Genomic DNA, 13,608 nt, shown 5'->3' on the forward strand with positions numbered 1-13,608 from the left:
CGTGCGGGTAGGGAAAACCCGAATCAGGGTGTCGGGTTGCCTCGGTGTCGATGAGATCGGCACCGCCGTACCTTGGAGACATGACGACACAGACTGCCACGCCACCACCGGCGACGGCCACGAAACCGCCGCTGCGCATCGTGCTCACGATCCTGCATCTGGCCGGTATCGGGGTCATCGGTGGATTCATCTTCGCGACCCTCTCGGGTCTGCTCGGCACGGGCCTCGGCCTGCTCTTCGCCGCCGGCGTGGGAGTCGTGCTCCTCGTGGGACTCGTCTACGCGATCTTCGGTGTCGGCTGGTTCGAGGTCGCCCGAATCGGCGCTCTGTACAAGACGTCGATCGCACCGCTGCGGTGGCGTCCGCGTGACCGGCCCGGATTCGTCGGGTGGCTGCGGTCACTCGGACGTCAGGCGATCGACGGTCGCATGTGGCGGGCGGTCGCCAACTTCGCCATCACGGCCGTTCTCGGCTGGATCGTGCTGCGGCTGGCATGGAGCGTCGTCTGGTCGATCGTGATCTGCTTCGCTCCACTGGCCGGCACGGACACCGTGATGGGGCCGTTCGGAGGCGGAGGTATCGACGCCGCCTGGGCGCCGCTGATCGGCATCCTCGGAATCGCCGCCTCGATAGCCGGCATGATCGGTTTGGCGCTGCTGCACCGCGTGATCTCACTCGCGGTCGTGATCCGCAGCCGTGAGACCGAGCTCACCGAGCGTGTGCGCACCAGCAGTGCGCAGCGGGAGGGAGCCGTGCGCGCCGCCGACCTGGAGCGCACTCGCATCGAGCGCGATCTGCACGACGGCGTCCAGCCGAGGCTCGTGTCGGTCGGGATGACCCTCGGCCTCGCCCAGCAGAAGATCGACAGCGACCCCGCTGCCGCCAAGGAGCTCATCTCAGAGGCGCACACCTCGACCAAAGCGGCGATCACCGAGCTGCGACAGCTCGCCCGCGGCATCCATGCGTCGGTGCTCGATGACCGAGGACTCGATGCGGCGCTGTCGGCGCTCGCCAGCCGCTCCCACATACCGGTGAGCCTCGATGTGCGCATGGACGGCCGCTGCAGTCGGGAGGCGGAGGCCGCGGTGTACTTCTCGATCGCCGAGTCGCTCACCAATGCGGCGAAGCACTCCCGTGCCAGTGAGACGCGGGTGACGGTGCGTCTGCGCGAAGGCGGAGTGCTCTGGGCACGCGTCGAAGACAACGGCATGGGCGGCGCACAGGTGCAGCCCGGCGGCGGTCTCGACGGCATCGCGAACCGGATCCTCGCCGCGGGCGGAACATTCCGTCTCGAGAGCCCGCTCGGCGGGCCGACCAGCCTGGAGGTGAACGTGCCATGCGCATCGTGATCTGCGAGGACTCCGTCCTGCTTCGCGAAGGTCTCGTGCGGCTGCTCGAAGACGCCGGTCACAGCGTCGTCGCGGCCCTGCCCGACATCGAGGGTCTCGACCAGGCGGTCGCCGAGACGGCCCCGGAGCTCTGCATCCTCGACGTGCGGTTGCCTCCGACCTTCACGGACGAGGGAATCCGTGCCGCACTGCACCTTCGTGACACGAACCCCTCTCTGCCGCTGCTCGTGCTCTCGCAGTACGTCGAGGAGCGGTACGCGTCGGACCTGATCGCCGCGCAGGGCGGCCCGCTGGGCTACCTGCTCAAGGACCGGGTGGCTGACGTCTCGGAGTTCCTCGCCTCGGTGCAGCGCATCTCGGAGGGGGCGACGGTGCTCGATCCGGAGGTGGTCGCGCAGCTGCTCACGCGGCGCAACCGAGACGACCGGATGCTGCGGCTCACCGAGCGCGAGCGCACCGTGCTGGCGCTGATCGCGGAAGGCAAGTCGAATCAGGCGATCGCTGCACTGCTCTTCCTCTCGGAGGCGAGCGTCGAGAAGCACATCACCGCGATCTTCCAGAAGCTGGGCCTGGAGCAGGGCGAGTCGGGAAACCGCCGTGTGCTCGCGGCACTGGCGCATATCGAGAACACGGGCGGCACGCCGCCGACCGCACAGACAGGAATGGGACGATGACCACGAGCAACGACGACCACCAGGGCGGCCACACGCCGTTCACGCCGCCGCCGGCATCCGATCCGGCTGAGCCGGCCCAGTCCCCGCCACAGCCGTCGACACAGCCCTCGAACCGACCGTCGTCGGGTCAGGGCGGAGCGAGGGCGGTCATGATCGTCACCGCGATCGTGGGAGGCATCGCTCTGCTCGGATCCGGCGCGACCGCGGCCGTCGCGGCCACCGGCGGGCTGGTCTCGTCGTCGACGGAGGGCAGCGGATCGCTGCAGACCGAAGACGTCTCCGGCATTCAGGGCATCGATCTCGACGTCGATGCAGGGAACATGCGCATCGAGTTCGGTGACGTCGAAGAAGCGGAGCTGTCGGTCGCCAATCGCCGAGGACAGGAATGGTCGATCGAGCGAGAGGGTGACGACCTCGTCGTACGCAGCCCCGAGTTCCGATTCGGGTGGTGGTTCGGCAGCTGGGTGGGCGATGAGGAGTCGGCGGTGCTCACGCTGCCGCAGAAGCTGCAGGATGCGGCGCTCGACGCCGACCTGACGCTGGATGCGGGAAGCCTGGATGTGATCGGCGACTTCGGCGCCCTCGACATCACCGTGAACGCCGGAGCACTCGACATCGAGGGTGCAGCGAGCAGCCTCAGTATCGACATGAGCGCGGGCCGCGCCGATGCGGTGCTCGACGGTGTCGGCGAGGCCGACCTGACCGTCGCAGCGGGCGATCTCAACGTCGAGTTGGCGGGACGAGCGCCGACGCAGACGACGATCGACGTCAGCGCCGGCTCCCTCGACCTCACGGTTCCCGACGAGTCCTACTCGATCGTTCGGGAGGTCGAGGCGGGGTCGCTCGATGCGCGCGTCGATCAGTCCGCAGGCGCCCGGAACACGATCGAGGTGTCACTCTCTGCGGGCAGCGCCACGATCCGCCCGGGCAGCTGATGCGCATCGAGGGCGGGGGTCCGTTCGGGTCCCCGCCCTCGATTGGGATTTTCGCCAGAACTCCGGTAAAGTTCTGGAGGTTGACGGGCCCATAGCTCAGGCGGTTAGAGCGCTTCACTGATAATGAAGAGGTCCCAGGTTCAAGTCCTGGTGGGCCCACTCATCAACTAAATGAATACCCTCACGGGGCCTTAGCTCAGTTGGTAGAGCGCCTGCTTTGCAAGCAGGATGTCAGGAGTTCGAATCTCCTAGGCTCCACACTGTGTTGAGACAGTTCGAGAAGGCCCCGCCATTGTGCGGGGCCTTCTCGTTTCTGTCGATCGATGTCGTCGCTCCCCCCTCCACAGGTGTTAACAACCCTGTTAACAACTGTGCGCACCTCTGAACCCATCATGTCGAGGAAGCGAGGATGCTCGGTGTGACCAGGGAAATTCATCCACAGCTGTGGATGAATCTGTTAACAACTCGGATATCCATGTATCTGGTCGGTGTTCCTCAGATCGATCGAGGCTGTGTCACGGCAGATGCGTAGGATTGACCGATGTCCTCTGTTCGAACTGCGTGCGGCACCGTCGCGCTCGTCGCCACGCTGCTCCTCGCATCGTGCGCTTCCGGGCCGATCGCGGAGACCCCGACGCCCTCTGCGGCGCCGACGCCCGCATTCTCGGATCCGACCGTCTCGATCACCTACGAGAAGGACGGTGAGACGCATGAGCTGGTCGGACACCCGAACAAGCCCCTCTGCGATTGGGACGGCATCATCAACGTGATCGGCGAGGATCTCATGGTTCCGAACGGCGTGACCCTGCAGTTCGACGAGGGCGCCGAGTCGAGCGTCTCGGCGTGGGTAGGAGACGACGGAGTCGCGGCGATGTTCCAATCCCGTGGAGAGGTGTCGATCGTGCGGGGCGACGAGACGTCGGTGCTGTTCGCCACCGACCTCGAGGGTCACGCCGACATCGCGCCGCGAGAGGTCGGCGTTCCGGCGTCGATCAACACGGTCACGGGCGAATTCGAACGCGTCGATGCGACGCTGACCTTCGCGGTGACCTGCCCGAATGACTGACGCCAGCGCTCGGGCGCACGGGCGCGCGTGCTCGCGTCGAGCCCGAGTCTCGGGATAACCTGAGGACGACAACGATCGGGGGGATCGTGGACGACTTCGACTTCTGGCTCGACCCGGATGGTCTCGACAATCAGGCCGCCGCGCTGGACACCTGGCGCGACGGGATCGCGGAGATCGCGTCGTCGGGCCTCGTGCCCATCGTGATCAGCGGGCTGCCCGGCGCCTCGATCTATTCCAGTGCGACGGCCGTGGCGATGAGCGTTCACCGGGGCCTGCTGCAGTGGACCGCTCACATGCAGAACGTCTTCGAGTCGGTGTCCGTCGAGCTGCGCAGCGTGGCATCCGAGGGGCGCGAGCTCGATCTGAACAGAGCGGCCCGCTTCGACCTCATCGATCCCACCGAGTACAACGGCAACGATCCGACCCCCGGTGACGCGATCAACAAGTCGGCGAAGCCGATCATCACGCCGGAGTGGGATCGCCCAGAGGATTCCGACACCATGCCCGCGCCGAAGTGGCCGGCTGTCAACGGGGCGTCCTTCTACTTCGACGCCGGTTCGAGTGCATACGACGAAGCCGACCTGTTCACCAAGCCGCTGTTCAGCAACATCGTGATCGATCCGGTCGGCGATCTCAAAGAGGCGCTCGGGCAGATGGGCGTCACGCGTGCACGCGACGTGATCATGGAGGGTTTCGGCGGCGGGTGGGGAGCGCTGCGCCAGTACGCGTATGTCCTCAACGGCATGAGCCGTTTCCTCACCGACATGCACTCCAGCCTGCTGCAGGTGTTCGGCGGAGTCGGACTCTACTGGCAGGGATACTCGGCGAACAGCGCGGTCGCATATCTGAACGATGTCCTCGACGTGATCAAGGAAGCGGCCGACGGCTGCACTCGCGTCTCTGAGGAGATCACCACGTTCTGCGACGCCGTGGTCTCGGCGGCGGAGATCATCGGCGGGATCCTCGAGGACCTCGCCATCGACGCCTACATCGCGGCCCTCGCCATCGCAGCGGGCAAGAAGGTGAGCGTCGTCGGCTGGCTGCTCGGGGGCGGCGCTATCGCCTCGGGAGCGAAGAAGTGGCTCGACATCACGGGCAAGATCTCTGACATGCAGACTCTGGTCGACGCGATGACGACAGCCAAGGACCTCGGTACGACGTTCAGCGACATCACCGCTTCCCTGCACATTCCCGAGATGGCGGAGACATCATGAGCGTCGACGACGATGCCGCGGAGTATCGCGAGCGACTTCGGCCGCGGAGCGGATTCGACGTCCGCGAGCCCGAGCTGATCCCGGGGCTCCCCACTACGTCTGAGGCGCACGTCGCCGTGCGGGATCTGCTGCGCGAGGTGGCGCGGTCGTCGGCGATGACCGACGACATGCGCGAGGCTGCAGACCGCGTGCTGAGCGGGCGGATGAGCGCTGACCAGTTGATGAGACTCGGCGGCCTGAGCGAATACCGTTCGCAGAGGTCGAGCACGACGGAGAGCGAGGGCATCGTATGGCGATGAGAGTGAACAGTGCGCCGCTGAACGAGATGTGTCGCAGGATCGATGACCAGTTCGACGCGATGGAGCGATCTCTCGAGCGCCTGCGCACCGAGGCTGCCGCCCTCGAATCGCAATGGAACGGTGAGGCTCGCGAGGCCTTCCACCGGTCGTACGCCGCCGCACAGTCGTCGCTCTCGGCGATGCGTGCCCTGGGCTCCGGCATCACCGTTCAGGTGCGCGAGCACGTCGAGGACATCGGTGCGGTCGATCGCCGGAGGGCGACCGCCTGGCGGCGCTGACGCTCCTGCCACGTCGGCGTCTCCGCCACAACCCCCCTTTCGGGTTCGGCAGACCGGGCGTACCGTGCCCGTATGGCAGACGCGAAGACCATGGTCCAGACAGAGGCGATCCTCGACTCGGTGAGCTACCTGCTCGCTCAGGATCAAGACGTCGCAGACCTCCGTCGCCACGTAGAAGAGGCCGTGCAGACCGCAGGAACATTCGTCAATTTCGTGGTCGTAGGCAATCGCGAGGTCAGCGTCCTGATCACCCCGCACAGTCGGGTCACGCTCAGCACGGCGACTGTGGCGTTCGACGAGCGCGACACCGGCGACCTCGAGTTCCCCTACGGCGGGTACTACGACCTCGTCTGACGCCGGTCGTGATCGCGGGACGCGGGCTGGAGGGCCCGGAGACCGGCTGCGGCATCGTGCAGGCACTCGATGAACGCGGCACATGACGCGTTGCGATCGTCGTTCGCTCGTCGTGCGGCGAGCAGCCGGGTCGTCGGCGATCCGGCGATCGGGACCACCGCGATCGAGGGTGGGACGAGCTGTCGCACCGACTCGGGCAGGATGCTGGCGCCGACGCCCGCTGCGACGAAGCCCAGTGCCGTCTCTTGATGCACGACTTCTTCGACGACCCGCATCGCCCCGGCCGAGAGGCCGAGCACCTGATCGACCCGACTGACGAAGCCCGGCATGAGCGAGCGCGGGTACGTGATCATCGGCACATCGAGGATCTCCTCTGCCGCGATCTCGGCCCGGCCGGCGAGCGGGTGTGCCACGGGCAGGCACATCACCAGTCTCTCCTCGTAGACGAGCTCGGTCGTCAGGGCGGCAGACGCGTGCCCGGTGGGGACCTCGTCGCGCACGATGCCGACGTCGAGAGTCCCCTCGCGAAGGCGGTCGAACTGCTCGCCGGATGTCAAGGGCACGAGCGTCAAGGACACGCGCTCGCGGCGGGCACGGAACAGCTGCACCACCTCAGGGAGCACCGTGTAGTTCGCTGAACTCACGAAGCCCGCAATGAGCTCACCGGCGAGACCGTCGACGTAGTCGCGCATCTCTCCCCGCACCGAGTCGACCTCGTCGAGTATCGTCCTGGCACGCTCCTTCAGATGCAGGCCGGCAGCAGTGAGCGTCACCCGCCGGGTGCTCCTCTCGAAGAGTGCGACGCCGATCTCGCGCTCGAGTCGACTCACCTGCACACTCAGCGGAGGCTGCGACATGTGCAGCCGCTGGGCGGCACGGCCGAAGTGAAGCTCTTCCGCGACGGCCATGAAGTACCGCAGCTGACGGAGTTCCATGTCCGCACGATACGGGTCTCGTATTACCGCGTCGTTACGGATGCATTGCGAGCGAAACGCTCTCAATCCACATTGAAAATCGTATTTGACCTGGGGTTGTGTTCGCGGTTCAACTTGACGGGACGCACCCGACGGAAGGACCGGCACGATGACCGCAGAGACCCCGCTGCTGCGGCTCCGGCGGACATCCCGATCGCCCCACGCGGGGTGCCGGACATGAGCACGCACGTGGCGCTCTTCCATGTGCGCACCCGTCGCCGGCCGTCCGACTCCCGCTACCAGTCGATTCTCGACGCCCTGAACACATCGGCCGTCACCGCCGTCGAGCAGCTGGGCTGGTCGGCGTCGCTGCACGCGGCGGGCGAGGAGTCGGAGCAGCAGCTGCAGCGTGCATCGCGCGAGGCCGACATGGTCGTGATCCTCGGGGGAGATGACGTCGAGCCCGCACTGTACGGTCAGCCCGACCGGCGGCCGCGCCGCACCGACTACCAGCGTCGGGCGGACCGCACTCAGATCGCGGTCGTGATGGAGGCCGTGCGCGCGCGTCGGCCGCTGCTCGGTGTATGCCGCGGGATGCAGGTGATGAACGTCGCTCTCGGTGGCACCCTGCACCAGCACGTCGGCGGCCACCGCGGACCCGACAGCGCCCCGTTCGTCGAGAGTCGCGTCCCCGGACTCGCCTCGCTCTCGGCAGGGCTGCGTCCGCCGCTCCTGTGCGCCCATCATCAGGCGGTCGATCAGCTCGGCCAGGGATTCCGCGTCGCCCTGCAGGCGGCCGACGGGGTGATCGAGGCGATCAGTCATGACTCGCTGCCGTTCCTCGGCGTGCAGTGGCATCCCGAGCATCCCTCGACCTCTTCGCAGCACCTCCCGGCCCTCCTGCGCGTCGTACACGGCATGGGCAGAGCCCTGCCGGCCGCTGACGATCGGCGTCCAATGGTGCAGGGTGCGAGGTGAGCGAACCGTCGTCAGAGTCGAGGACCGCGCACGATGCGCACAGGGCCGCGGGCGTCTCGGATGCTCACGGCTTCGCCCTTCTGGGTGACGATGACCTCTTCTCGGTCGGCCAGCTCGGCGGCGACCCTGCGGACGTCAGGCATCAGCGCGCGCCATGATTCCCCGCCCACCGTGCGGGCCACATCGCTCGGGCAGATCGACGACTGGTTGCGCTTGCGCGTCAGCGAGCGCACGGCCGCAGCGATGCGCTCGTCGAACGCGGGGCCTGTGCGCTCCTCCCACCACGGGGCACCGCGTTCGCCGAGCGCTGTCTTCGCATCGTGCACACGGCGTCGCGCGCCGCCTTCCGACGCGTCGTCGTCCGACGATCTCACGGCCCTCCGCGCCGCCATGAGCTCGTCCACCAGCTCTTGACGGAAGCCTTCGGGGATCGACGGGTCGGTGGCACGCCAGCGCCTCCCGTCGATGACGACGTGGTGGCCGTCGTCGGTGAGCTGCGGCCGCCGTTCGGCGTCTGCGGTGCTGTCGGATCCCATGAGCACAGTCAACTCGCGGGGTGCGCGACCGCCAAGGCCCTTGACCTCAGGCGAGCATCCGTTCGTCACGACCTCTCGGTCAGACGCGCAGGGTGCTGTCGTGGGTGCGGGTCACTCGCGGACTGCGGTTGATGAAGACACCGAGGAGAATCATGCCGACACCGAGTCCGAGGTGCAGCCAGTTGTCGGCATCGTTGACCGGAATGAAGTTGAGCTGGTCGTTGCCCACCGCGATCAGCCCGTAGAGCCACACCACCAGGTAGAGGGCTCCCCCGACGATGAGGTACAGCCGCGACGCGCGAGCACGGGCGGCGAGAGCGATGCCGCCGATCGCGAAGGCGAGGTGCACGAAGTTGTGCAGCACGGACACCTGGAACACGCCGAGCAGATGAGCCTCGGATCCGGCGCCCGCACCATGGAGGTGTTCAGCGGAGTGGGTGAGTCCGGGGATGAATCCTGCGATCCCCACGAGCAGGAACACGATTCCCACGATGAGAGCCGTCTTCTGGATCGGGGATCCTGCGTAGCGTTCGGTGCGGGCGGTGTCGCTCATGATGTCCTCCGGATCGATGCGATGGTCGGTGTGCCAGAGAACGTAGCGAGGCTCGCGTGCGCAGAAAGAGACTCTTGACTCGTCGGTTCGACTCGTCGTACTCTGCCGGTTCGTTCCGCCCGATCGCGCAGACGATTCCCGCGCTCCGGATGATCGAGCAGCCTCTCGGTTTTGTCAATCCCCTCCAGTGCGTTTCGGCGCCTCCCTACCGTCATCGCAGGATCTGCGGGACGAACGAGAATTGGGACTGATGTCGAGCGCACCCCCACAGTCGACGGCGCGCCGGGCGGCTCTGATGAGCTCGTCGCGTGTGGACCAGAAGGGCAACATCGTCGGGATTTCTGGTCACCTTCGTCTTCGGGGGCCTCACCGGAGTGATCCTGGCCTCTCCGCCGCTGGACTTCCCGCTGCACGACACGTACTTCGTGGTCGCGCACTTCCACTATGTGGTGTTCGGCACTGTGGTGTTCGCGATGTTCGCGGGCTTCTACTTCTGGTGGCCGAAGTGGACGGGGAGGATGCTGAACGAACGCCTCGGCTACGTGCACTTCTGGATGCTTTTCGTGGGCTTCCACATGACATTCCTGATCCACCACTGGCTCGGGGCCGACGGCATGCCGCGTCGGTACGCCGACTACGCCGAGCAGGACCAGTTCACGTGGGCAAACCAGGTGTCGACGATCGGGGCGATGATCCTCGGAGCATCGATGCTGCCGTTCTTCCTCAACGTGTGGATGACCGCGCGCAAGGCTCCGAAGGTCACGGTCGATGACCCGTGGGGCTACGGTTCGTCGCTTGAGTGGGCGACGACCTGCCCGCCGCCGCGCCACAACCTCACGTCGATGCCGCGAATCCGCAGCGAACGGCCGGCCTTCGACATGCACCACGATGCGGTTGTCGAGCGGCCGGTCGCGGCAGCCCACGACGAGTCGTCGGAACCAGACGTCACACCGAGCGAAGTTCGTGCGGAGCCACGTTGAGTCGCTCGCATCCGTCGGCGGTCACGACCACGATGTCTTCGATGCGTGCACCCCACTCGCCCGGGAAGTAGATGCCGGGCTCGATGCTGAAGGCCATACCCTCGCGCAGCACCAGATCGTTGCCGGGCGCGATGTAGGGCTCTTCGTGCACCGAGACGCCGATGCCGTGACCGGTGCGGTGCAGGAACGCGTCTCCCAGCCCCGCCTCAGCGAGCACGGATCGCGCTGCGGCGTCGACCTGCTCGGCCGTCGCTCCGGGGCGCACGGCGTCGACCGCGGCCTGCTGGGCACGCACGAGCACGGCGATGCGATCAGCGGCCTCGCTCTGGGGCGCTCCCACGACGTAGGTGCGGGTGCTGTCGGAGTTGTAGCCGCTCGACACGGCACCCCCGATGTCGACGACCACCACCTCGCCGTCGCGGATCACCCGGTCGGACACCTCATGATGCGGGTCGGCGCCGTGGGGGCCCGACCCGACGATGACGAACTCGACGGTGCGATGCCCCTCGGCGACGATGGCCTCGGCGATGTCGGCTGCCACCTCGCGCTCGGTGCGTCCCGCGCGCAGCCACTCGGGCACACGACGATGCACCGCATCGATCGCCGAGCCGGCACGGCGCAGCTCGGCCACCTCGACGTCATCCTTGATCATGCGGCTCTCGCGCAGCACCGGCGTCGCCAGCTCGACGCGCACGCCGATCCGGTCGGCGAGCGGAATGACATGAAGTGCCGGCAGGGCATCGGAGACGCCCAGTCTCGTGACGCCGCCGATGGCCTCGGCCACGAGATCGTAGGGGTTCTCGCCGTCCACCCAGTCGGAGACGGCCAGCTCGAGCGCACCGACCGCGGTGCTCCTGACCTTCGCCAGTTCCATGCGCGGCACGACGACCGTGGGCGCGAGACCGGGCCCGAGCACGAGCGCGGTGAGTCGTTCGATCGTGTCGCCTTCGACGCCGACCAGGTACTGCAGATCGGGCCCGGGGCCGACCACGATCGCGTCGAGTCCCGCCTCGGCGGCGAGAGAGGCCGCCCGATCGAGTCGAGCGGCGTACACGGATGCGGGGAACGGCAATGTGCTCACGGCATCCACGCTACTGCGCGCGCTGCCGCCCGCATATGGCCTCAGCTCACGGCGAGGCGGATGCGATTGGCGAGAACCTCGCGGTTCGCGGCTGAGAGATCGAGCAGCGCGTAGGCGGTCGGCCACATCGTTCCGTCGTCGAGGTTCGAGAGCGGTTCGAATCCGAAGGTGCCGTAGCGCACCTTGAACTTGCTGGCCGGCTGGAAGAAGCAGAGCACCTTCCCGTCCTTGCCCCACGCCGGCATGCCGTAGTACGTGCGCGGCATGACTTCGGGGGCGACCTCGGTCACGAGCTCGTGCAGCGCCTTCGACAGCTCGCGGTCCTTGTCGTCGGGAAGCTTGGCGATCGCCGCCTCGAGGTCGGCGACACCCTCGGCACGCACCTCTTCGGGCGTCTTCTTCGCGCGCGACCTCGACTTGCGCTTGTCGGCCGCCGCCTCTTTCATCGCCTCGCGCTCTTCGGCGCTGAAGTTCTTCTCGTTGTCAGCCATGGCCGACTCCTTTCACTGTGTGAGTGCGATGAGACTCACCCTACGGATGCCGGGGCGCGTCGCGCTTCTCGATTCCTGATCGATTCCCGGCACTCGTGTGAGCCCCAGTGCCACACTCCCTCAACCCTCAGTTGGCACCTGTTGTCCCTGTGTGGGACGCGAAGCGACATGAGGTGCCAACTGAACTGGGAGCCTCAACCCTCAGTTGGCACCTGTTGTCGCTGTGTGGGACGCGAAGCGACATGAGGTGCCAACTGAACTGGGAGGCTCAACTGACAGGGAGGTGAAGTGCAGCTCGGGCGCACTGTCATCGACTCGGAGACCCTTCGTGCGCGCAGTATGGTGAACGCATGGATATGCGGGTCGCGGCATACGCGGTCGTCACCGATGACGACGGGCGCATCCTGCTGGCGCGGTGGACCGAAGGTCGACGGGTCGCGTGGACCATGCCCGGCGGGGGACTGGAAGCGGGCGAGGCGCCCGAAGACGCCGTTCGGCGCGAGCTCCGCGAAGAGACCGGGTACACGGTGAAGGTCGGTGAGCTCCTCGGCATCCACTCCCGCGTGATCCCCGCGGGTCAGCGCGTCAACGAGTCCGACGAGCCCCTGCACACCCTGCGCATCGTGTACCGCGCGGTCGTGAGCGGGGGGAAGCTGCGTTTCGAGACCGACGGATCGACAGATATGGCGGGGTGGTTCAGCCTCAAGTCCGTCTCCGAGCTGCAGAGGGTGAAGCTCGTCGACATCGCCCTGAAGATGGCCGGCATCCTCTGACGACTCGGAGTGCGCGTCAGTCGCGCGGCTCTTCGGGCACCGAGATGTCGGCGACCGTCGCCCCGTATGCCGAGATCAGGTCATCGGCCTCGACGAACAGACTGTAGCCGTGCGCACCGGCGCCCATTGCGATCCGCTGGCCGACGATCGATTCGTCGGCGTAGACGGGCCACTCGGTGCTGCTGCCGATGGGCACGATGGTTCCGCGCTCGTACCCGGTGGCTGCGAGAGCCAGCTCAGGCTCGGGAAGGCGGAGCTTGTTCACGCCGACGATCGCACGCAGCTTGGGCCAGGAGATCGACCGACCGCCCGGCACGAGCGCGAAGAGGTACGTGTCGTCGGATCTTTTGACGACCAGCGTCTTCACGATTCCGGACGGCAGGATGCCGAGCAGTTCGGCGGCTTCCGTCAGAGTGCGCGCAGCGGGCCGCTCGCGGATCTCGATATCGAGGCCACGAGCGGCAGCGGCTGTGCGCACGCGCTCATGCAGATCCCCCGGCGCAGAGGCCGAGGGATCAGTGCTCGAGGTCACGCGTCGGGAGCGGAGAGCGGGTCGTCGGCGACCCAGAGCTCGTCGTCGGCGCGCAGTGCCTGCCATGCCGCGTACAGCACTCCGGCGGCGGCGGCGACTCCGAGGATCAGTGCGACGACCGAGCCGATGCCAGGACCCTTGGGCTCAGGCTTCGTGGCCTTCTTGACCTTCTTCACGACGCCCTCGCGCTTGGCGTTCGCCACGTCCCACGCGGTGAGCGCGGTGCCGACGACACCGCCGACGATCGGAACGACCTTGTCGTCGACCACGTGGTGACCGAAGCGGACGCCACGGTCCACGACGGGCTGCACGCGGCGGTTGTACGTGTCCTGCACGACGGGACCGACCTGCTCGCGACCGAAGTGACCGAGCTGACGTCCGGCCTCTCGTGCGACATCGGCGGCGTGGCCGACGAGTACCTGCTGGTTCTCCCAGAGCTGGTTGGCGTCGGCCTGAAGACGACGCAGTTCCTTCTTCCGCTTGCGGCTGATGCTCACGATGCTCTCCTGTCGATTGGAGTACGGATTCCCCATCTTGCCACGGGAGCCTGGATGGGGGGAGGGAATCGCCGACCCTTGCGCTGAGCGGTGAACAGCGCTAG

Annotated in this window: 17 protein-coding genes, 2 tRNA genes and 1 pseudogene; 13 read left to right on the top strand and 7 right to left on the bottom strand. The window is 66.9% G+C overall.

The genetic code is table 11. The features are described from left to right. The first annotated feature begins 80 nt into the window (after positions 1-80). The 10 genes from AC3WS6_RS02235 to AC3WS6_RS02280 all read left to right on the top strand — a co-directional run bounded on the left by AC3WS6_RS02235 (position 81) and on the right by AC3WS6_RS02280 (position 6,169). Entirely contained in the window at positions 81-1,349 is a 1,269-nt protein-coding gene (locus AC3WS6_RS02235; RefSeq protein WP_492499443.1) for a sensor histidine kinase, read from the top strand. After that, positions 1,337-2,023, top strand: coding sequence for a LuxR C-terminal-related transcriptional regulator (locus AC3WS6_RS02240; protein ID WP_492499444.1), 687 nt, complete (start codon positions 1,337-1,339; stop codon positions 2,021-2,023). Before AC3WS6_RS02235 ends, AC3WS6_RS02240 begins: the two co-directional genes overlap by 13 nt. Next, positions 2,020-2,958 carry a DUF4097 family beta strand repeat-containing protein gene (locus tag AC3WS6_RS02245; protein ID WP_492499445.1) on the top strand — a complete coding sequence of 313 codons (939 nt, stop codon included), beginning with the start codon at positions 2,020-2,022 and terminating at the stop codon, positions 2,956-2,958. Before AC3WS6_RS02240 ends, AC3WS6_RS02245 begins: the two co-directional genes overlap by 4 nt. 85 nt (positions 2,959-3,043) lie before the next feature. Further along, positions 3,044-3,117 (top strand) — tRNA-Ile (locus AC3WS6_RS02250). Between the two features lie 26 nt (positions 3,118-3,143). Next, a tRNA-Ala gene (locus tag AC3WS6_RS02255) sits at positions 3,144-3,216 on the top strand. Positions 3,217-3,499: 283 nt separating this feature from the next. Continuing rightward, positions 3,500-4,024, top strand: coding sequence for a hypothetical protein (locus AC3WS6_RS02260; protein ID WP_492499446.1), 525 nt, complete (start codon positions 3,500-3,502; stop codon positions 4,022-4,024). An 86-nt stretch (positions 4,025-4,110) separates the two neighbouring features. Next, entirely contained in the window at positions 4,111-5,238 is a 1,128-nt protein-coding gene (locus AC3WS6_RS02265; protein ID WP_492499447.1) for a hypothetical protein, read from the top strand. After that, positions 5,235-5,537 carry a hypothetical protein gene (locus AC3WS6_RS02270; RefSeq protein ID WP_492499448.1) on the top strand — a complete coding sequence of 101 codons (303 nt, stop codon included), beginning with the start codon at positions 5,235-5,237 and terminating at the stop codon, positions 5,535-5,537. Before AC3WS6_RS02265 ends, AC3WS6_RS02270 begins: the two co-directional genes overlap by 4 nt. Continuing rightward, positions 5,534-5,815, top strand: a complete 282-nt coding sequence (locus AC3WS6_RS02275; protein WP_492499449.1) for a WXG100 family type VII secretion target — start codon at positions 5,534-5,536, stop codon at positions 5,813-5,815. The genes AC3WS6_RS02270 and AC3WS6_RS02275 overlap by 4 nt, the downstream gene beginning before the upstream one ends. A 72-nt stretch (positions 5,816-5,887) precedes the next feature. Next, the gene (locus AC3WS6_RS02280; RefSeq protein ID WP_492499450.1) at positions 5,888-6,169 is read left to right on the top strand and encodes a hypothetical protein; all 282 of its coding nucleotides are present in this window, start codon (positions 5,888-5,890) and stop codon (positions 6,167-6,169) included. Here AC3WS6_RS02280 and AC3WS6_RS02285 read toward each other — a convergent pair. Then, positions 6,154-7,104: a LysR family transcriptional regulator gene (locus AC3WS6_RS02285; protein WP_492499451.1), complete on the bottom strand. Its 951-nt coding sequence runs from the start codon at positions 7,102-7,104 to the stop codon at positions 6,154-6,156. The two genes, AC3WS6_RS02280 and AC3WS6_RS02285, sit on opposite strands and share 16 nt — an antisense overlap. A 216-nt stretch (positions 7,105-7,320) precedes the next feature. On the opposite strand from AC3WS6_RS02285, the gene AC3WS6_RS02290 reads away from it, so the two are divergent. Next, positions 7,321-8,061, top strand: a complete 741-nt coding sequence (locus AC3WS6_RS02290) for a gamma-glutamyl-gamma-aminobutyrate hydrolase family protein (RefSeq protein ID WP_492499452.1) — start codon at positions 7,321-7,323, stop codon at positions 8,059-8,061. An 11-nt stretch (positions 8,062-8,072) separates the two neighbouring features. Here AC3WS6_RS02290 and AC3WS6_RS02295 read toward each other — a convergent pair whose 3' ends face one another. Both AC3WS6_RS02295 and AC3WS6_RS02300 read right to left on the bottom strand, forming a co-directional pair. Further along, positions 8,073-8,597 carry a DUF3253 domain-containing protein gene (locus AC3WS6_RS02295; RefSeq protein ID WP_492499453.1) on the bottom strand — a complete coding sequence of 175 codons (525 nt, stop codon included), beginning with the start codon at positions 8,595-8,597 and terminating at the stop codon, positions 8,073-8,075. Positions 8,598-8,676: 79 nt separating this feature from the next. Next, positions 8,677-9,150 (bottom strand): DUF4383 domain-containing protein, encoded by a 474-nt coding sequence (locus AC3WS6_RS02300; protein ID WP_492499454.1) that lies wholly within the window; start codon positions 9,148-9,150, stop codon positions 8,677-8,679. Positions 9,151-9,485: 335 nt separating this feature from the next. Here AC3WS6_RS02300 and AC3WS6_RS02305 point away from each other — a divergent pair. Then, a pseudogene (locus AC3WS6_RS02305) lies at positions 9,486-10,130 on the top strand (cytochrome c oxidase subunit I); the annotation flags it as partial. Here the strand turns inward: AC3WS6_RS02305 and AC3WS6_RS02310 are convergent. Then, entirely contained in the window at positions 10,096-11,211 is a 1,116-nt protein-coding gene (locus tag AC3WS6_RS02310) for a M24 family metallopeptidase (protein WP_492499455.1), read from the bottom strand. The pseudogene AC3WS6_RS02305 and the gene AC3WS6_RS02310 overlap by 35 nt on opposite strands. Before the next feature lie 41 nt (positions 11,212-11,252). Then, positions 11,253-11,702, bottom strand: coding sequence for a hypothetical protein (locus tag AC3WS6_RS02315; RefSeq protein WP_492499456.1), 450 nt, complete (start codon positions 11,700-11,702; stop codon positions 11,253-11,255). Positions 11,703-12,052: 350 nt separating this feature from the next. Here AC3WS6_RS02315 and AC3WS6_RS02320 point away from each other — a divergent pair, with 350 nt between their 5' ends. After that, entirely contained in the window at positions 12,053-12,475 is a 423-nt protein-coding gene (locus AC3WS6_RS02320; RefSeq protein ID WP_492499457.1) for an NUDIX hydrolase, read from the top strand. A 16-nt stretch (positions 12,476-12,491) separates the two neighbouring features. Here AC3WS6_RS02320 and AC3WS6_RS02325 read toward each other — a convergent pair whose 3' ends face one another. Both AC3WS6_RS02325 and AC3WS6_RS02330 read right to left on the bottom strand, forming a co-directional pair. Beyond that, the gene (locus AC3WS6_RS02325) at positions 12,492-12,953 is read right to left on the bottom strand and encodes an aminoacyl-tRNA deacylase (protein ID WP_492501438.1); all 462 of its coding nucleotides are present in this window, start codon (positions 12,951-12,953) and stop codon (positions 12,492-12,494) included. 50 nt (positions 12,954-13,003) lie between these two features. Next, entirely contained in the window at positions 13,004-13,504 is a 501-nt protein-coding gene (locus AC3WS6_RS02330; protein WP_492499458.1) for a DNA helicase, read from the bottom strand. Between the last annotated feature and the right edge of the window lie 104 nt (positions 13,505-13,608).

This window comes from Microbacterium sp. EB106-03-03-XG65 (assembly GCF_058791955.1).